The 23357-nt window shown below is 31.5% G+C and carries 25 protein-coding genes; 20 read left to right on the top strand and 5 right to left on the bottom strand.

Annotation, left to right across the window (positions count from 1 at the left end; translation table 11 throughout):
• Window positions 1-101: 101 nt before the first annotated feature.
• The 3 genes from ACSBO6_RS11250 to ACSBO6_RS11240 are packed head-to-tail and all read left to right on the top strand — an operon-like array spanning window position 102 to window position 3808.
• Window positions 102-1598 carry a spore germination protein gene (locus ACSBO6_RS11250; RefSeq protein WP_098846059.1) on the top strand — a complete coding sequence of 499 codons (1497 nt, stop codon included), beginning with the start codon at window positions 102-104 and terminating at the stop codon, window positions 1596-1598.
• Entirely contained in the window at window positions 1588-2691 is a 1104-nt protein-coding gene (locus ACSBO6_RS11245) for a GerAB/ArcD/ProY family transporter (RefSeq protein WP_498843368.1), read from the top strand. The genes ACSBO6_RS11250 and ACSBO6_RS11245 overlap by 11 nt, the downstream gene beginning before the upstream one ends.
• Window positions 2681-3808 (top strand): Ger(x)C family spore germination protein, encoded by a 1128-nt coding sequence (locus ACSBO6_RS11240; RefSeq protein WP_498843367.1) that lies wholly within the window; start codon window positions 2681-2683, stop codon window positions 3806-3808. Before ACSBO6_RS11245 ends, ACSBO6_RS11240 begins: the two co-directional genes overlap by 11 nt.
• Window positions 3809-3858: 50 nt before the next feature.
• On the opposite strand, the gene trhA is transcribed toward ACSBO6_RS11240, so the two are convergent.
• A complete protein-coding gene (gene trhA, locus ACSBO6_RS11235; protein ID WP_098846056.1) occupies window positions 3859-4506 on the bottom strand; it encodes a PAQR family membrane homeostasis protein TrhA in 648 nt (215 codons plus the stop codon).
• 142 nt (window positions 4507-4648) lie between these two features.
• Here trhA and ACSBO6_RS11230 point away from each other — a divergent pair, with 142 nt between their 5' ends.
• The 12 genes from ACSBO6_RS11230 to ACSBO6_RS11175 all read left to right on the top strand — a co-directional run bounded on the left by ACSBO6_RS11230 (window position 4649) and on the right by ACSBO6_RS11175 (window position 16272).
• Window positions 4649-5221 carry a DUF1836 domain-containing protein gene (locus ACSBO6_RS11230; RefSeq protein WP_098846055.1) on the top strand — a complete coding sequence of 191 codons (573 nt, stop codon included), beginning with the start codon at window positions 4649-4651 and terminating at the stop codon, window positions 5219-5221.
• A 207-nt stretch (window positions 5222-5428) separates the two neighbouring features.
• Entirely contained in the window at window positions 5429-5947 is a 519-nt protein-coding gene (locus ACSBO6_RS11225; RefSeq protein WP_098846054.1) for a methylated-DNA--[protein]-cysteine S-methyltransferase, read from the top strand.
• A gap of 18 nt (window positions 5948-5965) precedes the next feature.
• A complete protein-coding gene (locus ACSBO6_RS11220) occupies window positions 5966-6784 on the top strand; it encodes an SPL family radical SAM protein (RefSeq protein ID WP_498843366.1) in 819 nt (272 codons plus the stop codon).
• Between the two features lie 75 nt (window positions 6785-6859).
• On the top strand, window positions 6860-7285 hold the full coding sequence (locus ACSBO6_RS11215) for a GNAT family N-acetyltransferase (protein WP_098846052.1): 426 nt from the start codon (window positions 6860-6862) through the stop codon (window positions 7283-7285).
• Between the two features lie 191 nt (window positions 7286-7476).
• Window positions 7477-8667 carry a DUF445 domain-containing protein gene (locus tag ACSBO6_RS11210; protein WP_098846051.1) on the top strand — a complete coding sequence of 397 codons (1191 nt, stop codon included), beginning with the start codon at window positions 7477-7479 and terminating at the stop codon, window positions 8665-8667.
• A gap of 348 nt (window positions 8668-9015) precedes the next feature.
• The gene (gene zwf / locus ACSBO6_RS11205) at window positions 9016-10527 is read left to right on the top strand and encodes a glucose-6-phosphate dehydrogenase (protein ID WP_098846050.1); all 1512 of its coding nucleotides are present in this window, start codon (window positions 9016-9018) and stop codon (window positions 10525-10527) included.
• On the top strand, window positions 10528-12522 hold the full coding sequence (gene tkt / locus ACSBO6_RS11200; RefSeq protein ID WP_498844672.1) for a transketolase: 1995 nt from the start codon (window positions 10528-10530) through the stop codon (window positions 12520-12522). It abuts the gene before it with no gap.
• A 92-nt stretch (window positions 12523-12614) separates the two neighbouring features.
• Window positions 12615-13508 carry a phosphogluconate dehydrogenase (NAD(+)-dependent, decarboxylating) gene (gene gnd, locus ACSBO6_RS11195; RefSeq protein WP_098846048.1) on the top strand — a complete coding sequence of 298 codons (894 nt, stop codon included), beginning with the start codon at window positions 12615-12617 and terminating at the stop codon, window positions 13506-13508.
• Between the two features lie 48 nt (window positions 13509-13556).
• On the top strand, window positions 13557-14222 hold the full coding sequence (gene fsa, locus ACSBO6_RS11190; RefSeq protein ID WP_098846047.1) for a fructose-6-phosphate aldolase: 666 nt from the start codon (window positions 13557-13559) through the stop codon (window positions 14220-14222).
• 116 nt (window positions 14223-14338) lie between these two features.
• Window positions 14339-15397, top strand: coding sequence for a lactonase family protein (locus tag ACSBO6_RS11185; protein WP_498843365.1), 1059 nt, complete (start codon window positions 14339-14341; stop codon window positions 15395-15397).
• Between the two features lie 22 nt (window positions 15398-15419).
• The gene (locus ACSBO6_RS11180; RefSeq protein WP_098846045.1) at window positions 15420-15734 is read left to right on the top strand and encodes an iron-sulfur cluster biosynthesis family protein; all 315 of its coding nucleotides are present in this window, start codon (window positions 15420-15422) and stop codon (window positions 15732-15734) included.
• 184 nt (window positions 15735-15918) lie between these two features.
• The gene (locus tag ACSBO6_RS11175; protein ID WP_098846044.1) at window positions 15919-16272 is read left to right on the top strand and encodes a hypothetical protein; all 354 of its coding nucleotides are present in this window, start codon (window positions 15919-15921) and stop codon (window positions 16270-16272) included.
• Window positions 16273-16354: 82 nt separating this feature from the next.
• Here the strand turns inward: ACSBO6_RS11175 and pssA are convergent, their stop codons facing one another.
• Window positions 16355-16846: a CDP-diacylglycerol--serine O-phosphatidyltransferase gene (pssA, locus tag ACSBO6_RS11170; protein WP_098846043.1), complete on the bottom strand. Its 492-nt coding sequence runs from the start codon at window positions 16844-16846 to the stop codon at window positions 16355-16357.
• 177 nt (window positions 16847-17023) lie between these two features.
• Here pssA and ACSBO6_RS11165 point away from each other — a divergent pair, with 177 nt between their 5' ends.
• The 3 genes from ACSBO6_RS11165 to ACSBO6_RS11155 all read left to right on the top strand — a co-directional run bounded on the left by ACSBO6_RS11165 (window position 17024) and on the right by ACSBO6_RS11155 (window position 17974).
• Window positions 17024-17350 (top strand): hypothetical protein, encoded by a 327-nt coding sequence (locus ACSBO6_RS11165; protein ID WP_098846042.1) that lies wholly within the window; start codon window positions 17024-17026, stop codon window positions 17348-17350.
• 92 nt (window positions 17351-17442) lie between these two features.
• On the top strand, window positions 17443-17610 hold the full coding sequence (locus tag ACSBO6_RS11160) for a hypothetical protein (RefSeq protein WP_180232921.1): 168 nt from the start codon (window positions 17443-17445) through the stop codon (window positions 17608-17610).
• A 64-nt stretch (window positions 17611-17674) separates the two neighbouring features.
• Entirely contained in the window at window positions 17675-17974 is a 300-nt protein-coding gene (locus ACSBO6_RS11155; RefSeq protein ID WP_498843364.1) for a hypothetical protein, read from the top strand.
• 139 nt (window positions 17975-18113) lie between these two features.
• Here ACSBO6_RS11155 and ACSBO6_RS11150 read toward each other — a convergent pair whose 3' ends face one another.
• Window positions 18114-18695 carry a TetR/AcrR family transcriptional regulator C-terminal domain-containing protein gene (locus ACSBO6_RS11150; RefSeq protein WP_498843363.1) on the bottom strand — a complete coding sequence of 194 codons (582 nt, stop codon included), beginning with the start codon at window positions 18693-18695 and terminating at the stop codon, window positions 18114-18116.
• Between the two features lie 231 nt (window positions 18696-18926).
• Here ACSBO6_RS11150 and ACSBO6_RS11145 point away from each other — a divergent pair, with 231 nt between their 5' ends.
• Window positions 18927-19586, top strand: a complete 660-nt coding sequence (locus tag ACSBO6_RS11145) for a class I SAM-dependent methyltransferase (protein ID WP_498843362.1) — start codon at window positions 18927-18929, stop codon at window positions 19584-19586.
• A gap of 85 nt (window positions 19587-19671) precedes the next feature.
• Here the strand turns inward: ACSBO6_RS11145 and ACSBO6_RS11140 are convergent, their stop codons facing one another.
• Both ACSBO6_RS11140 and ACSBO6_RS11135 read right to left on the bottom strand, forming a co-directional pair.
• Window positions 19672-20451 carry a nitroreductase family protein gene (locus ACSBO6_RS11140; protein ID WP_098846039.1) on the bottom strand — a complete coding sequence of 260 codons (780 nt, stop codon included), beginning with the start codon at window positions 20449-20451 and terminating at the stop codon, window positions 19672-19674.
• Between the two features lie 432 nt (window positions 20452-20883).
• The gene (locus ACSBO6_RS11135; RefSeq protein ID WP_098846038.1) at window positions 20884-22431 is read right to left on the bottom strand and encodes a bifunctional GNAT family N-acetyltransferase/carbon-nitrogen hydrolase family protein; all 1548 of its coding nucleotides are present in this window, start codon (window positions 22429-22431) and stop codon (window positions 20884-20886) included.
• A 412-nt stretch (window positions 22432-22843) separates the two neighbouring features.
• Here ACSBO6_RS11135 and ACSBO6_RS11130 point away from each other — a divergent pair, with 412 nt between their 5' ends.
• Window positions 22844-23293: a MarR family winged helix-turn-helix transcriptional regulator gene (locus ACSBO6_RS11130; RefSeq protein WP_142339211.1), complete on the top strand. Its 450-nt coding sequence runs from the start codon at window positions 22844-22846 to the stop codon at window positions 23291-23293.
• The last annotated feature ends 64 nt before the right edge of the window (window positions 23294-23357 follow it).

The raw sequence follows: 23357 nt of genomic DNA, 5'->3' as shown, positions 1-23357 counted from the left end.
CGTTTTACAAATACTGGAACTTCAAAGTGAATAATAAGACTAAATTAACACAAAATAATTCTAATTTATTGTATGAGTTTGGAAATTAGGTGAAATGCATAATGCGTTCAAATAAACATGACCAAAGTAATCGGAATTCAAAAATAGAAATTAGTCCAGATTTGGATTGTAATATAGAGCGAGTAAAGAAATCATTAATTAATACAAGTGATTTAACGATTAGGCATTTAATGTTTCATCATAAAAAGATAGCAGTTGCCTATATTAGTACGATCATAGGAAGGGAAGCTCTTGAAGTTCAAATCATTCAACAAATTATTAATAATCCAAAAGATACAATTCCAAATACTGTTTCAATTAATGATGTTAAGAGTTCTGATTCGTTTGACGAGTGTATTCTCAGTATAGTAAAAGGAAACACGCTCATTTTCACTGAAGATGAAAAAAATGTATTTATATTAGAAACGACTTCCTTTCAAAATAGATCAATTCAAGAGCCTAGTAGTGAGCAAACAATCAGAGGCTCCCATGATGGATTAGTAGAATGTATACTGACAAATATTAATCAAATAAGAAGAAGAATTAGTAATCCTAATCTTGTTGTAAAAACGTTATCGCTAGGGGTAGAATCTGATACACGATTAGCTGTCTTATATATTGATACGATTGCAAATGAGGAGGTAGTGAAGGAAGTCCATAGAAGACTTTCATACATAAATGTTGATTTTATCCATTCTCCTGGTAATCTTGAGGAATTTATAGAAGATGACCCATATTCACCTTTTCCGCAACTATTAACAACGGAGAGATCTGACCGAGTAGCGGGTAATTTAATGGAAGGAAAAGTTGCTATTTTGACTGATGGTAGTCCTTCAGCACTTGTTTTTCCAATTACTTTTTTCACGTTTTATCAATCACCCGATGATTATAATAGCCGATGGATGATCGCATCATTTGCTCGTTTATTAAGATTGGTTAGTTTTTTAATTTCTATTTCATTACCGGCATTATATATCGCATTAGTTTCTTTTCACTTTGAAATTATTCCAATCGATTTAGTGTTTAATGTAAAAAGCTCATTAGAAAACGTTCCATACCCACCTTTAATCGAAGCCCTGTTTATGCAAATAACATTAGAATTACTGAGAGAATCAGCCATTAGACTACCGAATCCTATTGCACAAACACTAGGTGTTGTTGGTGGGTTAGTAATTGGAACTGCAGTCGTACAGGCAAATTTAGTTTCAAATACGATGATTGTTGTCATTTCACTTACTGCAATTGCATCATTTGTTGTACCAGATAATGAAATTGGTACATCTGTACGATTACTAGGTTTTCCGTTAATGTTTGCAGCATCGTTAATAGGATTAATAGGGATTGTATTTGGACTTAGTATTATCCTAATCCATCTATGTAAACTTGAATCGTTCGGGTCTCCATATTTTGCACCATTTGCTCCATTTAGAAAATCAGATTTAAAAGATACCGTTGTTCGAGCACCACATTGGAAAATGAAAAAACGGCCATTTGCAGCTTTACCAAAGAACTTTAATCGAGAAAATAATTCTAGAGGATGGGAAAATGATGAAAAATGAAAAGATGCTTTCAATAACACAATTCACATTCGTCATTATTCAATCTCAAATTGGTGTAGGATTACTCTCACTACCATATATTGTGCATAAACATGCTGGTCATGATGGTTGGATTTCTGTATTGGTTGCTGGCATCGGAGTGTTTTTACTCTTACTTATCATGTGGTTACTCGGTAAGAGATTCCCAAAAGATACGATCTATGATTATTCAACGAAAATAGTAGGGAAATATATAGGAATCGTCATTTCGTATCTTTATATTTTATTTTTCTTTCTAGTTTCAATTTATGTTGTGACGCTTACGATTTCAACACTTAAAAAATGGATTTTGACATTTACGCCACCATATGTATTAGTTATTTTTATCGTTGGTACAGGAGTATATTTAGCGAAAGAAAATTTGAAAGTAATTGGACGATTTTTTACTTTCGTCTGTATTTTAATATTATTTTTGATTTTCTTTGAATTCTGTTCTTACAATAATGTAAATTATCGCTATTTATTTCCAATTGGACAGGTTGGTGTAAAAAACATACTTCTTGGAGCTCACGATGCGTTAATCTCAATGATGGGGTTTGAATTTATGTTAGTATTATTTCCGTATATAAAAGGTAAGCCAACCAAAATATTAAAAGCAGGAACGATTTCGATTAGTTTTGTAACGATTTTATATACATTTTTTTTAGTTACAAGTTATATGAGTTTTAGCAAGGCAGAAATTGAAATCGTACCTGAGCCAATTTTATATTTATTAAAGTCTCTATCATATGAAGTAATTGAAAGATTAGATCTTGTCTTTCTTTCAATTTGGGTTGTACCAATCTTAACTTCATTAGTGACGTATTTATATTTAACAAGTTTCGGAATTAGCAAACTCTTAAAGTTTAGAAATCACAGTAAAACAACTATTTTTACAGGACTTGCTGTTGCGATCTGTTGTATCTTAGTTCCACAAACTGAAGAATTTATTATGAAATTTGGTACATTTCTTTCTTTTACGAGTTATTTTTTTATCTTCGTATTACCTTTGATTTTATTAATCGTTTCAGTTATTAGAAAAAAGAAAGAACTTGGTAGTTCATATGAAATATAAATTAGTGTTGATTTCGTTAATTTGTATTTTGCCTTTAACTAGTTGTTGGGATCAAAGACTACTTAAGGAGTCTAGACTAGTTTATAGTGCTGGATATGATTTAATAGAGGATAATAATATGCTAGTAACGGCAGTCATTAAAACAAATAGTCAAGGTGGAAGTGATCCTACACAAGTCAAAACAACAAATGTCATCATTACCTCTACTGGAAAAACATCTAGTGATGCAAGATTAAAAGTTACTCGAAAAGTTGCAGGAGATTTTACTACAAATAAAACAAGGGTTTTATTAATTGGAGATGAATTATCTAAAAAGGATATTTATCCTATATTTGATATTGTATATAGAGACCCTAGAAGTTCATTAGGTGCAAAAGTTATTATTACTAAGGGGAGAGCTGAAGATATTTTAAAACTAAGCAAAGTAGAGGAATCCCTTGTAAGTGAAGAAATTTTGGATTTAGTAATGAACGCAGAAAGTCATACGAATGTTCCTATTGAAAATGTTCAAACAATCTGTACAATTATGTTCGACCCAGGTGAAGATATTTTTTTGCCACTAATTGAAAAAGATAATGATAATTTAATCGATATATCAGGGGTTGCATTATTTAACGGTCAGAAATATACAGGATATAATCTTTTAGGTGAAGATCCTACTATGTTACTTTTATTTAAAGATGAAATGGAGAAGTACGCAAGATTTAATGTAAAAGTTAGTCCGAAAGAAAAAGATATTAGAGAACAATTTATAACGATACAAGTGAAAAAAAATAAGCCTGAAATGCAAATTAATGTTTCAAAAGAAAATAAGATAACAGTCAATTTAAATCTAAAATTGGACGTTGATACACTTGAATACGCACATAATGAATTAACTTCCAAAAAAGAAATTGATAAGTTAAATAAAATATTATCGAAGCAATTAACTAAAAAAGCTGAAAAAATCTTTAAAACAATTCAAGAATCAAATTGTGATGCGTTAGGAATAGGCAGAGAATTAATTTCATTCCATCCAGAAGTGTGGAAAAAACTAGATTGGAACAAAGACTATGCAAAAATTACAATTAAACCAAAAGTTGAAGTGAAAATTGTAGGCACGGGTATTTTAAAATAAAAATCATGAAAACCATCCTTTTTTTGATAGTAAAGGATGGTTTTTGGTTTTTAGATGACATAATTATATACGCATATGAAATGACAAAGTGTTCCTAACATAATAAAAATATGAAAAATTTCATGGAATCCCCAATTTTTAAAAGATAAAAATTTTGGCTTTATTCCATAAATTACTCCTCCAACCGTGTAAAAAATTCCACCTAATATTAGAGCGAACATACCTTTCATACTAATCGCATCAGATAAAGGTGCAGAAGCAAGTATAATGACCCATCCTAAAGCGATATAAAGGGCGGTTGATAACCATCTAGGACAGTTAAACCAAATTAACTTAAACAAAACACCACAAAATGCAATGAAAGATACGATCGAAAAGATAATCCATCCTAATGTACCTTTAAGACTAATGATACAAAAAGGCGTGTATGTACCTGCGATTAAGACAAAGATCATTGAATGGTCTACTCGTCTTAAAAAAGCGATTATTTTATCACTCGCTATTGCCATATGATAAGTTGTTGAAGCCAAATAAAGAAGAATCATACTTACACCGAATGCAATAACCGCGGATGTTTGTAAAATACTTCCACCAGAAAAAGTAGACTTAAAAACCATCGCTAGTAACCCAAATAATGATAATACAGCTCCGACTAAATGTGTCATGGAATTAATAGGCTCACGCATAAAGTTCACCATGTTTATCTCCTCCAACCTTGTTATGTAGTATTGATAACTACATATAAAGTTATCATCTACTATATTATATAGTCAAGTGTTTATAGAACAATTTTTTTATGATAAAATGAACACGTAAATTACAAAAAAAGAGGAATGAAAAATGAAAAAGATTAATGAATTAATTGAACAAATAGATTTAGATAAACAAATATTATTAGAAGATATTCCTAATCTAGATTTATATATGGATCAAGTAATCCAACTATTTGATAATAAGTTTGCAAAACCGAATGCGAATGAAAAAGTTATGACAAAAACAATGATTAATAATTACGCAAAAGCTAAATTACTTTTCCCAATTAAAAATAAGAAATACACAAAGAATCATATTATTTTAATCAGTTTAATTTATCATTTAAAAGGTGCACTTTCGATTAATGATATAAAAGAAACTTTAAATGGATTAAATCAAAGAATCCTTGAAAATACCGAAATGAATATTGATGATCTTTATTCAAGTTTCCTACATTTAAATGAACTCAACCTCGAAAAGTTTAAAACAGAACTTTTGCAATCTAGTGAAAATGTAAACAAAGAAATTGAACAGATTGATGATGAAAGTAAGGAATATATAGAGCAATTACTCTTAATTACTTCATTTGTTCATATGAGTAATTTATATAAAAATGCAGCTGAAAAGTTAGTGATGGATATGATTGAGAAGCAGAAATAAAAAGATGGATAAGGGGCTGTTTCATTTATTTTGTTAAATGAAAAAAAGGCAACTTGAATCTAATTGGCAGTACACTTTTCCTTATATGTTGTTCATATGATAGTTTTTTTTCAAATTCTTGCTCTTTCATTCTAATAACACTCCATTTTTCTTCATTAAGTCTATAATAAAGTTTAAATAAGAAAATGAAGCAAAGGGGAATTTAGATTGCATTCAACTGAAAATTTATATTGGACTTTAATCGAACATAAAGGATGGAAGATTCATATTGCTGCAACTATAAAAGGGCTATGTTTTGTAGGTTCACATAACGGAACCATTCAAGAATTACGATTATTTAAGGATAAATACTTTCCAAAAATGATAATGGAAAAGGATGAGACAAAATTAGAAACTTATAAAAAAGAGATCATCGAATTTTTAGAGGGTGAGCGGATTACATTTAATAGTAGACTTGATTTTCGTGGCACAGATTTTCAAAAATCAGTTTGGAGTGCGCTCTGTTCGATTGATTATGGAGAAACGAAACATTATTCCGACATTGCGATTTACTTAAATAAGCCAAAATCTGTTCGTGCAGTTGCGAGGGCAATTGGTGCAAATCCACTATTGATCATCATTCCTTGTCATCGAGTAATTGGAAAGAATGGATCATTAACTGGCTATCGTGGTGGTTTAGAAATGAAAAAAAGCCTATTAAAAATTGAAACTAGAAACTTAAGATGATCATTAGGAGGTAGTTGGATGAAAAATGAAATAGTTTATAAAAATCCAAAAACCATTCTAAATAAAGGGACAGGTTATCTATCAGGATATACTCACTCTTTAAATCCTTATACCGGTTGCTCATTTGCCTGTTCATATTGTTATGTGAGGCAAATGCCTGTTTCACTTTTTCGAAAACAAGAATGGGGTAGTTGGGTTGACATTAAACAAAGTGCGCCTATTTTGCTAGAGAAAGAATTGAAAAAGGCAAAAAAGAAAGATAAAGTTACTATTTTTATGTCTTCTAGTACAGATCCGTATCAACCGATTGAATTCAAAGAGAGATTGACTAGAAGTTTATTAGAAGTCATGCTGCAAAATCAACCGGATTTTTTATTTGTTCAAACTCGAAGTCCACTTGTAAAAAGAGACATTGATCTTTTAAAGCAATTTAAGGAGAAAGTACGAGTCAGTATGACGATTGAAACAGACTTGGATGAGATAAGAAAGTCTTTCTCACCAAATGCACCTTCTGTTAATGCACGTCTCAAAACTATAGAAGAACTTGTAATAGCAGGAATTCCAACTCAAGCTACAATTGCACCTATTTTGCCTAGTAGTGAGGATTTTCCGAAAAAATTATTAGAAATTGTCAATAGAGTTTGTATTGATGATTTTTTCATGGGTGACGGAAGCGGAGGTAAACGAACCGGTCGCTTAGGTATTGAAAAAAAATATGCCCAGCTTAATCTAAAGGAATGGTATGGACCTGAAGCTTATCAACGAGTTTATGAACGCTTTAAAAACTATTTTTCAGAAGATCAGCTTTTTATTAGTCAAAAAGGTTTCGAACCGTAAAAATTGCTAACATTCTACAATAAAAACTATGGTATTTTTATTGTAGAATGTTATTTCTGATTGGAGAGAAAAAAGATGGCAGATGTAAGAAGAATGAAAAATAGTTCAGATATTTTGAAAACGTTTCAAACAGTCAGTCAATTACGTCCACATTTACGAGAAGATGAGTTTGTTCAGACGATTAACAGATTAATCAACACAAATAATTATCATCTTGTGGCTGTGATCGAAAATGAAGAAGTTACAGCCGTTGCTGGTTATCGAATGACTGAATCATTAGCATGGGGAAAATATTTATATGTTGACGATTTAATCACAAGTGAGAATCACCGTAAAAAAGGATATGCTCAAACTTTGTGGAACTGGTTAATCGATGAAGCAAAACAAAATAATTGTGAACAATTCCATCTAGATTCAGGGGTACATCGCTACGATGCCCATCGGTTTTATCTAAAAAATAATCTAAATATATCATGTCATCATTTTCAATTGAATTTTTAATGAAATCAGCGGGAATACAATTGCTACAAAATTAGATAGAATTACAGAATACACGGGGACTGTAAAAACAGTCTTTTTCTTGTTAGTAAGTTAAAAAAACAATATAAATTTGAAATAAATTAGAATTGATTTTAGAAAAAATTAAAGGAATGATATACTATTTTCAAATAGAAACAGGAGGCTTTTAGTAAATGAAAGAAAAGAATTCAAAACGGCTAGCCAATATTTCGTTAATAGTGGCATCTTGTGGGTTTGCTGCTACAGTGCCGTTTCAATCTAAACTATTGCAAATACTTTCTGGTGGTTTTGAGGCTGCATTAGTCGGTGGTCTTGCGGATTGGTTTGCTGTAACTGCAATGTTTCGTCACCCACTAGGTATACCAATACCACATACTGCGTTATTACCAAAAAATAGAGCAAAGATTACCGACGGAATTTTAAATACACTGAATAATCAATGGTTAAGTAAAGAGAGCTTAATTGAAAAAGTTGAAGAAAGGGACTGGATTCATCAAGGAATTGCTGCTTTTGAACAGATGCTAGAAAATGATGAGTCTAGAACTAAAATCATTCAATCAATTCAACAATTTGGAGCATCAATTCCTGATGAAACGATTGAAAAAACTTTACATAATACATTTAAACCAGCCGTAACATCGATCAGTTCTCAAAAGTTATTAAGCAATGCTGTAGACACAGTCATTGAAAAAGAATGGGATGCATTAACCTATGAATTTTTAATTAATAAAATTGAAGAAACTATAAATATACCGCATATCAAAGAATTAATTGGTAAAGAAGTAATTCAGTTTATTGAGCGGAAGTTTTTTATGATTAAAGCTTTTCTACCTATGATTGGTGAAGAAAAAATAACTGAATTTATACATAGTGGATTAGTAGATTTATTATCAGAGCTAAAAGACCCTAATAGTGATCGACGGAATTTTATTTTGTCTTTTATTCGTATGGAAGCCGAGAAAAATAAATCAAATGAAAATATTATTCGCCAATTAGATGAATGGAAAAATAAGGGCTATGAATATGTAGTCGAACAAGCAATAAAATTATTCAGAAATAAAATAAACGATAAAGATTTTATCTTGAATACGATCCAACAAATAATCCATTTTATTAAAAACTCTAATTGGATTGATCAAGTTGAGCTAAGTTTTAAGAAATTATTAATTAACACGATTGAAAAATACCACCATAAGATTGGTGATTTAGTGAGATTTAATATTGAAAAATTATCTACAGAAGAAATTACTGATTTATTGGAAAATAAAATTGGTAAAGATATTACTTGGATTCGTGTGAATGGAGCTGTTTGTGGATTTATAATTGGATTAGTACTGACTAGTGCAAGATTGATTTTTGCATAATATTCAAATAATACTTTCTAATTAAAACCTTAATTAACTTAAAAAAGTTAATTAAGGTTTTTTTGCATTTTTAATACATTAGTAGAAGTGCAAGTACCTAAACCCTTGCCAATCAGTGAATTTTCTTTAAATGAAATAAAAAAATCCTATAACTAGAAATATAAGCATTTTAATGGAAATAAAAAATTTTTTCATGTATTATAAGTTTGTGTAAAAAATATTTTCCGAATGAATGATTGGAATGAACTATTTGAACTAACATTAGCTCTAAATATAAATTAAGGATCGTTTGAAAATATATTTTTTATTATCTACTATTAAAGGTTCGACGAAGGTGAGGTTTAGTTAATGGATTCTATGTCATTTGTTTTGTTCGGAGCCACAGGCGATTTAGCAAAACGAAAAATTTTCCCTGCTTTATATAATTTATATATTGATCAAAAGATGCCCGAGTCTTTTTCAATTATTGGAATTGGTAGGAAAGATTTTTCAAGTGACGAATTTCAGAATCAAGTAATGCAATCACTAATTACTTTTTCAAGACGTTCTTTAGAAGATCAAAAAATGGTCCAAGAATTTCTAGATTCAATTCGTTATCAACAGCTAGATATCACGAACAAAGAAGGATTCGTTGATTTATTAAATTTAGTCAAAGAAAGAGAACAGGAATTACAGATACCTGAAAACAGATTATTTTATTTATCAGTTGCACCGGAATTTTTTGAAATTATTGCAGCAAATATTAAAGAAAGTGGACTAGGTACGACAAAAGGTTGGAAGCGTCTAATTATCGAAAAACCTTTTGGGCGTGACTTGAAATCTGCTAGAGATTTAAATGAAAAATTAAGTAAGTCATTTAAAGAAGAAGAAATCTTCCGAATTGATCATTACTTAGGCAAACCAATGGTTCAAAATTTAGAAGCCTTAGAGTTTGCTAATCCAGTTTTACAAGCATTATGGAACAATCAATATATTGCAAATGTTCAAATTACTGCAAGTGAAACAGTTGGTGTTGAGGAACGAGCAGGTTACTATGATAAATCTGGAGCAATTCGAGATATGTTCCAAAATCATATGTTACAAATGTTAATGATGTCTGCTATGCATTTAACGAACCAAAATTCTGCAAGTGATGTTAGAGCAGAGAAGAAAAAAGTTCTTGAGTCACTTCGACCACTTTCAAAAGAAGATGTTGTTTCTCATGTAGTTCGAGGTCAATATGGTTCTGGTGAACAAAATGGTAAAAAAGTAGTTGCATATAGACAAGAACCAGGAATTGAGTTTTCATCACAAAATGATACTTATGTAGCTGCTAGAGTATTAATCGAAAACGACTTTTGGAAGGGAATTCCATTCTATATCCGTACAGGTAAAAGAATGAAAGAAAAATCGACTCGAATCGTATTTGAATTCAAAAGTCCGATTCAAAACCTTTCTAAAAAGAACAGAACAAATAATGGTCCAAATTTACTGGTTATTGAAATTAATCCTAATGAAAGAGTTTCTTTCTATTTAAATAGCAAAAACGTAGAAGGTAACATAGAACCAGTACAAGCTGAGTATTTTGCGAATAAAGAAGAACGTCCAGAAGCGTATGAATTATTAGTTTATGATGCGTTACGTGGCGATTCGAAATTTTTTGCTCATTGGAATGAAGTAGAATTGTCATGGCAATGGGTTCAACCAATTTTAGAAGCATTTGAAGAAAATTTAGTACCACTTCATACTTATAAATCCGGTTCATTTGGTCCAGAAGCTGCTGATCAATTATTAGCAGAAGATGGTTTCAAATGGTGGTTAGATACAGATTTTGTACAAGAAAATGAAAACAACAAAACAGATCTAAAAAGGAGTATTTAAATTATGAGTTCAATTTCTACATTATCAATTAATACAATCCGTACACTTTCAATTGATGCGATCAATCAAGCTAATTCTGGTCATCCAGGATTACCAATGGGTGCTGCACCAATGGCCTATGCATTATGGGCTGAGCATTTAAAGCATAATCCAAAAAGTTCAAAATGGTTTGACCGTGACCGTTTTGTTTTATCTGCTGGTCATGGTTCAAGTATGTTATATAGTTTATTACATCTTGCAGGTTACGATGTTTCAATTGAAGACCTTAAAGATTTCCGTAAACTAAATAGTAAAACACCTGGCCATCCTGAATTTGGACATACTGATGGTGTTGAAGCTACGACTGGTCCATTAGGACAAGGTATTGCGACTGCAGTTGGTATGGCGATGGCTGAAGCTCATTTAGCAGGGAAGTTTAACAAAGATAATCTTTCTATTATTGATCACTTTACTTATGCATTAGTTGGTGATGGCGATTTAATGGAAGGTGTAGCATACGAAGCGATGTCACTTGCTGGCCATATGAAACTTGGAAAGTTAGTTGTATTATATGATTCAAATGATATTTCATTAGATGGAACATTAAATCTTTCTTATTCAGAAGATATGAAAAAGAGAGCCGAATCATTTAACTGGCAATATTTAAGAGTAGAAGACGGAAATGATCATGTAGAAATTTCAAAAGCAATCGAATTAGCTAAACAAAATACAGACCAACCAACAATTATTGAGGTTAGAACAATTATTGGATACGGTAGTCCAAAAGTGGCTGGTACAAATAAAGCCCATGGTAATCCATTAGGTCTTGAAGAAGCAAAAGAAACAAAAAAAGCATATGCTTGGAACTACGAAGAAGATTTCTTTGTACCAGAAGAAGTTAAATTACATTTCAAAGAAATACAAGAAAAAGGTAGTGAAAAAGAAGCTGAGTGGAATCAATTATTTAATGCATACAAAGAAGCTTACCCAGAATTAGCAGCTCAGCTTGAAAAAGCAATAAAAGGAGAAGTTTTAATCGAAACAAAAGATTTATTAACTTTTGAAGAGAATAAAACAATTTCAACACGTGTAGCTAGTGGAGAGGCAATTAATCACTACATTAAATCAGTTCCTGAAATTTTCGGTGGAAGCGCAGATTTATCTCATTCAACAATGACTGATATTAAAGATGAAAGTAAATTTGCTGTCGAATCATTTGCTGGACGTAATATTTATTTTGGAGTACGTGAGCATGCTATGGGTGCTGCAGCAAATGGTATGGCATTACATGGTGGAGTAAAGCCTTTTGTAAGTACATTCTTCGTATTTAATGATTATTTACGTCCATCAATTCGATTAGCTGCATTACAAAAATTACCAGTAACATATGTATTCACACATGACTCAATTGCAGTTGGTGAAGACGGTCCTACACATGAGCCAGTAGAACATTTAGCTGCTTTACGTGCAATCCCTGGCTTAACAGTTATTCGTCCATCAGACGCAAATGAAACAGCTAATGCTTGGGCATATGCATTACAAAATACAAATGGACCAATCGCTTTAGTTTTAAGTCGTCAAAATTTACCAGTATTTGAAGAAACAGCATCTAGATTAGATAATCTTTCAAAAGGTGGATATGTTTTATCAGAAACAAACAATCAACCAGACTTAATTTTAATCGCTACAGGTTCAGAAGTGTCACTTGCTGTAAATAGTAAAAATGAGTTAGAAAATGAAAACTTATCAGTTCGTGTAGTCGCAATGCCAAGTTGGGAATTATTCGATCAACAATCAGATGAATATAAAGAGTCTGTTTTACCATCACATGTATTAAACCGTGTTTCAATTGAAATGGGGATTTCACTTGGATGGGAACGCTATGTTGGTTTCAAAGGTAAAAAAATCTCAATTGAGACTTTTGGAGCATCTGGAACAGGTAATGAAGTAATGGAATTATTTGGTTTTACGACTACGAATGTAGTAAATGTAAGTAAATCTTTATTAAATTCTTGATCATATCATATTTTAATTATTTTTTTATCATAAAAATTTTTAGTTAGAGAAAAACATTAATATTACAGTAGATATTATGGGAGGATAACGTAATGAAAGTTGGATTAATTGGATTAGGAAAAATGGGACTAAACTTAGGTCAAAATTTAATGGATCATAATCACGAAGTAGTAGCATTTGATTTAAACACTGCTGCAGTAGAAGAAATGAAAGGCTTTGGTGCGATTGGTACTTCAAGCTTAGAAGAATTAGTTAAAAATCTTGATACTCCAAGAGTTCTATGGATTATGGTACCACACGGTGTTGTAGATTCTGTTATTAATGATGTTAAACCATTCTTAACAGAAGGGGATATTATTATTGAAGCAGGAAACTCACACTATAAAGAGTCTATTAGACGCTATAATGAATTAAAAGAACATGGCATTAGATTCATGGATGCAGGTACTTCAGGCGGTATGGAAGGCGCTCGTAATGGTGCTTGTTACATGGTTGGTGGAGACCAAGAAGCTTGGGATATCGTAGAACCAATCTTTAAAGATACTGCAGTAGAAAATGGATTCCTATACGCTGGTAAAATTGGTAGTGGACATTTCCTAAAAATGGTTCATAATGGAATCGAATACGGTATGATGGCTGCAATCGGTGAAGGATTTGAAGTATTAGAAAAAAGTGACTTCGATTATGATTATGAAAAAGTTGCGAAAGTATGGAATAATGGATCTGTTATTCGTTCTTGGTTAATGGAATTAACTGAAAATGCATTCTCTAAAGATGCTAAACTTGATGAGATTAGAGGGGTAATGCATTCTTCTGGTGAAGGAAAATGGACAATTGAAACAGCTCTAGACTTACAAGCTGCTACACCAGTTATTGCAATGTCATTATTAATGCGCTACCGTTCTTTAGATAACGATACGTTCACTGGTAAAGTTGTTGCGGCTCTTCGTAATGAATTTGGTGGACATGCAGTTGAAAAGAAATAAATAAAGTATAAAATAGGAAATATACCTAAAAATTGGAGGAAATTAAAAATGAAATTTTTTATTGACACAGCTAATGTAGACGACATCCAAAAAGCTTATAAAATGGGCGTATTATCTGGAGTAACAACAAACCCATCTTTAGTAGCAAAAGAAGGAGTTAAATTCGAAGACCGTATCGAAGAAATTTTAAAATTAGTTCCTGAAGTAGAATCAGTATCTGCTGAGGTAACGCCAAATGCTGTAACTGCTGAAGAAATGATCGCAGAAGCTGACGAGCTTATTAAAATAAACGGTGGAGATAAAAATATTACAATTAAATTACCTATGACACTTGCTGGTTTAGAAGCATGCCGCTACTTAACGAAAAAAGGTGTTAAAACGAACGTAACATTAATCTTTACTGTTAACCAAGCATTATTAGCTGCTAGAGCAGGCGCTACTTATGTATCTCCATTCTTAGGTCGTTTAGATGATATTTCTGAAGACGGCGTATTATTAGTTGCTAAAATTGCTGAATTATTCCGAGTTCATAATATGGACACTCAAATCATTGCTGCGTCAGTTCGTCATCCAGACCATGTTACTCGTGTAGCATTAGCTGGTGCTCATATCGCAACAATTCCTTACAGTGTTATTGAACAATTATCTAAACACCCATTAACTGATCAAGGTATTGAAAAATTTGCTGCTGACTGGGCAAAAACTTCACTATAATTTGTAAGAAATTTTATATCTAATCAGTATAAAACCCCCATCTTCATTGAAACTCATTTTGTAGCAATGAAATGGGGGTATTTACATAAAAACAAGGAATAGAGGAGGAAATAGTAATGAATTCGAATCAGAAATTTGTTGGTTATGTAGGTACATATACTAAAAGTGAAAGTAGAGGTATTTATCAATTTACGCTTGATACAGAAAAAGAGAGAATTACAGATGTAAAACCGGTTGCTGAGCTAGGGAATCCAACTTATTTAACAATTAGTGAAGACAATAAGAATCTATATGCTGTTGCAAAAGAAGGAAACCTAGGTGGAATTGCTGTTTATTCGATCGATGAAAACAGTGGAGAACTGAAAAAATTAAATGAACAACTTAATGAAGGCGCTTCACCTTGTCATATTAGCGTTGATTCAAGTAAACAAAATATTGTTACTGCAAATTATCATAAAGGTACAATTGAATTGTACAAGATTAATCAAGAAAATGGTTTTGCAAGTGATGTTAAATCAACTATGCAACATGAAGGAACAGGTCCGAATAAAGAACGCCAAGAAAAACCTCATGCCCATTTTTCTGGTTATACACTGAATGAAAAATATGTAGTAGCAGTAGATTTAGGAATTGATAAATTAATAACTTATAAAATTGAAAACAATTCATTAATTGAAGTAAGCAGTTTAACTGTAAAACCTGGAAGTGGGCCACGTCATATCTCATTCCATCCTAATGGAAAGTTTGCATATATAATGACTGAGCTTAGTTCAGAAGTAATTGCGCTACAATTGAATGAAGATGGAAGCTTTACAGAATTACAATATATTTCCACAATCCCTAGCGACTTTACTGAAAACAATCAAGGTAGCGCTATTCATATTTCAAAAGACGGTCAATTCGTATATGCCGGAAATCGTGGCCATAACAGTATCGCAGTATTTAGTGTAAATCAAGATACTGGTAAACTTGAATTAGTGGAAATCACTTCAAGTGAAGGTAATTGGCCAAGGGATTTCGTTTTAGATCCATCTGAAAACTATTTAATTGGTTCAAATGAAATGTCAGGGAATCTAGTTTTATATGCAAGAAACAAAACGACTGGTAAATTAACAGTGATTCATTCAGACGTACAAGTGCCTGAAGCAGTATGTGTGAAATTTTTAAACGCTTAATCTAAATTAGGAGACTTTTAATATGGATTTTAAAATAACAGATGCAGCCAAAGAAATACTTGGCGCAGTAGACAAAAATAAAATACTTCAATTAGAATTTGACCGTGGAAGCTGTGATGTTGTTAATAACATTTATGAGATAAAAGTTATTAATAAAAGAGAATGTGGTCCTAATGAAAAAATGATCATTGGAGACCAATTTGAATTTATGGTTAATAAAAATTTTGAAGATGTATACGAAGACCAACTAGTAATCGATTATGTAAATGGATCATTTGTTTTCAAAAATCGAAATCAAATTTTTAATAATCGAATTGGATTAACTTATATTAAATAAGGTTAATATCAATTACTTATATTGTTTGATAAGTTAGAGATGCCGTTCTTTGATGAATGGGTATCTCTTATTTTATTTTAGGATATGGTATGAAACAAGATTAATTGGATAGTTTGTGATATGATTTAAAATAAAAACATACACTCTAGTGATGTATATTTTTAACACTATAGGGGATGGAGATATGAAATTTGAGATGCAAAAAGCGAATATGTTGGCTGAAGATATAAATGAATTTGTAAAATTAGTACATAATAGTTATGAAAATAGTAATTACACATCAACAAAAAATAAAGACAAAATCTATCAAATAAAACTATTAATAGAAGAATTTAGATTCCAAGTATTAGCAGATGAATTATTCAGAATTAATCGATTCGCATGGGATGGAAAATATACATATTTATTAATCGAGAATTTTATAAAAGGAATAAGCATTATTGATGAATATGTTGAAAATAATTATAATGAACTTTATATTTTCACAGCAAAACTCTACACATTAAAAAATGCAATCAACTCATTTAATAACAAGTAATATTATGCGTCAAAAGTATTTCAATAATAATTAAAAATGCTATCTCCTCTACAAAAGGTAATAGCATTTTACATTGGTATTGTTAAAGTTTTTTAAATCGAATTGGACTAACCATTAAGAAAGCAAGGATTAAAGTAATCCATGCATTACTATAAAAAAACATTCCCATACCAGCTAACGGTAAACCAGCAGCAGGAATAGGCAAACCTTTAAAATAACCTATTGTAGGTTTAGCACTAAATTTTGCTAATCTTAATGCCCCCATCGTAGGAAAAAGGATAAATGCTAGTGAGGTTAAGAATGATGGTGCCGAAATGGAATGAAATAAGAGAGCAGGGGCAACGCCGAAACTAACAATATCTGCTAAAGAATCTAGCTCTACACCAAATTCACTATTCACTTTTAGTTTCCTTGCAACCCTACCGTCAAACAGGTCAAAAATTGCAGCGATGAAAATTAAAATTGAGGATAACATGATTAATCCACTCATATTAAGCGTAATCGATAGAACACCACAAACTAAATTACCAATTGTAAGTAAATTCGGTATAGATTTTACAATCTGACTAAACAAAGTATCCCCCCTGAACATTAAAACCTTTCAATAGTATTTTCTAACTATTTTTACTTTATGCTTAAACCTTACATAGTATCTTTTTATCAAGTTTGTAAAATTAAAAAAGGGTGAGAATACCGTATATCGAATAGTAATATATAGGAACAAATAAAAATAAGAAGATAGGAGACCTTAATGAAGGCATTAACTGTTTCACTCGGACTAATACTAGAAGTGATTAGAATTATATTGATCTTTGGATTACTCGGTGGTTTTTTATCAACAATAGTATCAGAAATATATAATACAATTGGCGTGAATCTTACTCATACTGGATGGTGGTGTTATTTTGGTATACTCGTATTACTATTTGTCATATATCGAAATAAATTTCAATTCAGTGGATGGTATAATGGAAAAGGAAGGAAGAAATTAACTAAACTAGTCACAAAACTTTTAATTTCTTGCTCAATCATAATGATCTTAATACCAGGTTTGAATGAATTAATTCATAGGTTATAAAATAATCAAGATAGCAGCTACGTATAATACACCAAGATCGACGACTAGTCGATTTTTATTTTGCCTATTAATTGAAGATAGGAGTGATTGAATTGACACTATTTGGCTATTTATTTTGGGGATTTATAGTTGTCAGCATTACATTTGGTTTCTTTATGCAAAAAAAATTTGGAACAAAAGCACCAGATAAAACGGAAAGCCAAAAATTGCATGAAGAAATTACAAGACAGACTCATAATAATGATCGACCGAGATTTTAAATTACCGTTTAAAATTAGAGCTAGTATAAAGAGTAAGTAGTACTTAACAAGAAAGGAAAATAACATGAAAAAGATCGATGAATACTTTGAAACAGCAATAGAAGCTTGGAGTATGATGCAAAAAACAACTGATGATGAAGGTGCAGAATGGGCAGAAAGATTCGAACGCTACTTTTATGAATTTATTGATGAGATGAAGAAATGGTGGGAAACACTTGATCCAAAACCAACAAATATAGAAGAAGCCCAAGAGTTACCTGAAGTTAAAAAGTGGATGCAGCAAATTCCAGATCCAGTCCAATTAAATTTTTTAACTGAATTAGAAGACATTTTGGATGGTTTTGATACAGTACGTTTTGATTAAAGAGGAATTCATCTGTCTGGGAAAGATTTGTACGATTTAATGTAATCTATCTTTTTTCAAGGAAAGTTAATATTAAATTTTTATGTAATTTCTAAATAATACACCAAAAAGTCACATCGAAAATAAGATGTGACTTTTTTTATTCAGTATGTAATCCGGCAAATATTACTCTTAATCCATATAGAAATTGTTCTTCAAAATCAAAATTATACTGATACTGTTCACCAAAAAATGATGTGAATGCCGTTATTTCTTCTGGAGTGAATGAGAACTGCTTTGCACGATGTTCATCTGCTACAAATGATAAGACATAGTTGTTAAAAAGGTTACCAGCAACTAAACAGTCCTTATCAGAGACACCATATTTAGTCAAATTTTCTAATGTAAATTTGACTGCTTTCAATCTACTCGGTGTAGTTGGCATTGATTGCGCAAAAACTTCTACTGCATCTCGTGTTTTTAATAAAACTCTACGCACTTCAAATGCTAGAGCTGTTAAAGCTTCCTTGGGATCATCTAATTCTTCAGGTAGGACAATTTCATTATTTAACTGCTCAGCAATTAAATCATATAATGCCTGTTTATCTTTAATATGCCAATATAAAGATGCCGCTTTGATCTCAAGCTCTTTTGCCAATGTGCGCATTGATAAATTACTTATTCCGTCACGATTCAAAATATCGAGGGATGCTTTTACAATTGCTTCTTTCGTTATCGCCATAAAATCTCTCCAAAAATTTAATAATTGTCATTGACTCTAACAGTGTTAGATGTTAATCTAACGGTGTTAGGTAACTAACATTGTTAGACGTTTTGTTCTCTTATTGTACTAGAAATATAAACTACATTAAAGGTCAAACAAATAACCGACAAGTTAATTCATAAAAATTTAAATAATAAGGCATGTGAACAATGAGCGAGAAGATAAAAAAGAGATAGGGTGGATATGATGATGAAAAATATGCGCAAGAAAAAAGATGTTGGTATTTATGGATATACTGCAAAATGGTATGACAAAAATTCACGAAAAAGCCGTTTGAAACAAATGCAAGAATATGCAACTGAAATTAAATCTTTAGTTCATGATGGTGCAAAGATTTTAGAAGTAGCTCCCGGACCAGGATATCTATCTATTGAACTTGCAAAAATGGGTTTTGTTGTTACAGGGGTAGAGTTAAGTCCAGATTTCGTTATCATCGAAAAAAATAATGCAAAACAAGCAAATGTTTTAGTAGATTTTATAGAAGGAAATGCATCAAATCTACCTTGTGATGATAACACATTTGATTTTATTGTTTGCAGTGCTGCATTTAAGAACTTTATGGATCCAGTAAAAGCACTTAAAGAAATGTATAGGGTTTTAAAACCAGGAGGAACAACACTGATCATTGACATGAATTTTAATGCAACTGCCAAAGATATTGAAAGTGAAATTAGAAAAACTGGAATGAAGGGGTTTGATAAGTATTTTGTAAAATTTGCATTTAAAACATTCTTGAAAAAAGGTGCTTATACAAAAGAAAATTTTGAATTTTTTATAAAGGAAACAGAATTTAAGAATTATAACATAAAGCAAGAGGAGATCAGTTTATATGTATATCTTTATAAATGAGAAGAATAACGATTAATCTATAAACTAATGAAAATATAAAAAAGTCAATTCCACAATTGGAAATCGACTTTTTTACACTTAATGATCATTTATTGTTCATAAAATTTTGTTTCTCTAAATAGTTTAAAACTGTTTGAGAATACTCATGGTGAGATTCTTGTGTATATTTTGCGATTGTATAAATTTGAGCTAAATTCTTTAATCCTAGCTGTTCTGTCATTTCTTTAAGCTTTGGAACGTCCATATAACGTTGCCAGCCTTTTTCATTTCTTTCTTTATAAATTTCAAGAATATCTTCATCCGAATAATCATTATATTGTTCATAATGAACTAGACCTTTTCTTGGAAGTCGGTCACGTAATGGGGGATTTTCTTTTGGATAGCCTAATGAATAGCCGACAACTGGTACGACATTTGGCGGTAAGTTAAGAATTTCTCCAATTTGATCGCAATTTGCAAGTGTAGAGCCCATATAACATAGACCAAGACCAGCATTTTCAGCTGCTAATGCACAATTTTGAGATGCCAATGTTGCATCAATGGCACCAATCATAAAGCTCATGAAATTATCAAAATGTACCGGTGCATCATTAAGCGAAAGCCATTTTCTCATTCGATTAAAGTCCACACAAAAAGTTAAAAGAATAGGTGCATCAATTACCATTGATTGCTCCATATGTGCAGAATATAATTTCTTTCTAATTTCCTTATCTTTTGTGACAATAATCGAGTAAGATTGCATATTGCCACTTGATGACGCACGAATACCTGCATCTAATATTTGATCTAACAGCTCTTGGCTTATTTCCTTATCCTCATATTCTCGAATTGATCTGTGTCCATGTAATACATCATTAAATTCCAAAACTTTCACTCCTTATAGCTAAAAGATTTCATTAGAAATAAAAATTCGACAGATAATTTAAATTTGTAATTATTTCTGAATAATCAAATTATAATGTAAACATATCATAAAAAAACGGAACCGTACATAAATTTGTGCTTTTTAAAGATATTTAGTAAAAATTACTCAGTTTAACATTTTTTTAGAATAGTAGATGTTTCCGTTTGTGTCTAAATATGTCAAATTATTATTTCTATATAGATCAAAGGGTAATCGTTTGATTTGTTTAATCCATTAGACAATAAAGTAGAATACGATAAGAGTCTAATAGTATTGGTAGAATATAGTAAAACTTGTGCCTAAATAAAAAGGAATTTACATAATAAAATAAGCTCAGCATACTATATTAGGCTGAGCTTAATTTTTAATATCATTTTTTATTAATCAAGATCTTTATTCTAACTTTAAATTCTTAAATTCAATTCGATACAAATCACGACGGCGATCGCGTAATTGACGGACTGAGCCTGTATTTCGTGAACGTCTTAATTTTTCAAGGTCAACATCTCCTACTACGACCGTATCAACATTGGCATCACATTCTCCAACAATGCCATCTCTTGCGAAGCCAAAATCAGAAGGGGAGAAAATACCGGATTGAGCATATTGAATGTCCATGTTCTCTACATGTGTTAAGTTACCAACTGTTCCTGCGATACAAGTATATACTTGGTTCTCGATTGCTCTTGCTTGAGCGCAATAACGAACACGAAGATAACCTTGGCGATCGTCTGTACAAAATGGAACGAAAATTATATTTGCTCCTTGATCAACTGCAATTCGAGCAAGTTCCGGAAACTCGATATCGTAACAGATTTGAATTGCGATTTTTCCACAGTCTGTATCAAACACATGGATTTCATTTCCTTCTGATATTCCCCACCATTTTCTCTCATTAGGAGTTGCGTGAATTTTTAATTGCTTTTCAATCGTACCATCCCGTCTAAATAAATAAGCAACATTGTAGATATTACCTTCTTCCTCGACGAAATGAGAGCCCCCAATTATATTGACATTGTAACGTACAGCAAGTTCTGTAAAAAGTTCAATGTATTGCTCAGTATAAGTTGCAAGCCTACGAACAGCTTGATCGGGACGTTTTTCTTCTAGAAAAGACATCAATTGTGTTGTAAATAACTCTGGGAAAACAGCAAAATCCGAACCGAAGTCAGCGGCGACGTCAACATAATACTCGATCTGTTTCGTAAAATCAGAGAATGATTCAATTTTTTTCATCATGTATTGTATTGCGCAAATTCGAACTGGGAATGATGCGCGATAAACCCGCTTAGATTTTGGAAGATAATCAATATTACTCCATTCCATCAAAGTGGCAAATGAATCTGATGCTTTATCATCCGGAAGATAACGCGTATTAATCCGTTTAATTGTAAAACCTTCCATTAATTGAAATGATAAAACAGGATCATAAATACTGTGTTTTTCTACTGCAGCTACATATTCTCTTGGTGTCATTTCATCTCTATATTTATGATAATTTGGAATACGACCACCAATAATAATGCTTTGAAGATTTAATTGACGAGCCAGCTCTTTTCTCGCTTCGTAAAGACGATGGCCAATTTTCATACGACGGTATTCAGGATCAACCATTACTTCAATTCCATATAAATTAAATCCATTCGGATCATGATTTGTAATATAACCATTATCAGTTATGACGTTCCAAGTGTGCTGGTCATCATATTCGTCAAAGTCAACCATTAAACTTGAACAAGAACCAATAATTTTATCCTCATACTCAACACAAAACTGACCTTCAGGAAAAATGCGAATATGACTTTCTAATTGTTCCCGTTTCCATCCTTCCATCCCAGGAAAACAACGATTTGATAAACTCATAATTTCACTAATATCTTCCATACGAATATTTCGAACTACAATTTTCTTCTCATATTTTGACATATCTGTCTCTGACATAATCTCACGTCCTAAATATAAATGTCTCGCTTACTAAAGGACCATTTTAAGTGGTCTAATGCATTTGATGCTTACAGTTAGGATACCCACAATTTTCCTTTTCAATATAGTCTAAATAAGATCGTTATTTGGAGGAGGTTCATAAGGAAGGAAACCAGCAAAAATGGGAGATATAGTTCCTCAAAAGAGGTTCATGAGGAAGGAGACCAGCAAAAATGAGAAAATTAGTTCCTAAAAAACAGGTTCAGAATACATACTTCAATAAGAGATTCGAAAGTGAATCAAATAATATTATTATGTAAACCAATTGTCATTTTTCAATTAAAATAGTCTGTACTAGGAAATTGACTACTTTCGATAAATACTTTAAAATTATCTTTAATTCAAGATAATCGAAAGGGGTTGATATGAAATGGATGAAAATGAAATTTCAACTAATTCGCTCCAATTATTTTCTGAAATTTGTAAAGCAAATCGTTTTTTGACTGATGCTTCTTTTAATAATATCAAATGTTTTGGTTTGAATTTAACTGAATTTGCAGTGCTAGAATTGCTTTATCATAAAGGAGATCAGCCAATTCAACAAATTGGAAAAAGAATCTTAATCTCCAGTGGAAACATGACGTATGTATTAGATAAATTAGAGTCAAGGGGATATATTAAACGCATTCATTGTCCAACAGATCGACGAGTTATTTTTGCAGCTTTGACTGACGAGGGGAGAAGAGTAATTAGTTGTATCTTTCCAGCTCATAGTGAAATGATTCATAGCTTATTTTCTAGGTTAAATTCAGTTGAAAAAGATATGTTGATTTATTTATTAAAGAAAATTGGATTAAGTAATAATCAACCTCAATGTTGAGATAACTTAGTTCGAATTAAATCATACTAATAGCCGTCATGTCATTTGACGGCTTTTTTTGTAA

Origin of the sequence: Bacillus sp. AL-1R (genome assembly GCF_052180195.1) — a bacterium.
Classification (GTDB): Bacteria; Bacillota; Bacilli; order Bacillales; family Bacillaceae_G; genus Gottfriedia.
This window is presented reverse-complemented; position numbering and strand designations above follow the sequence as displayed.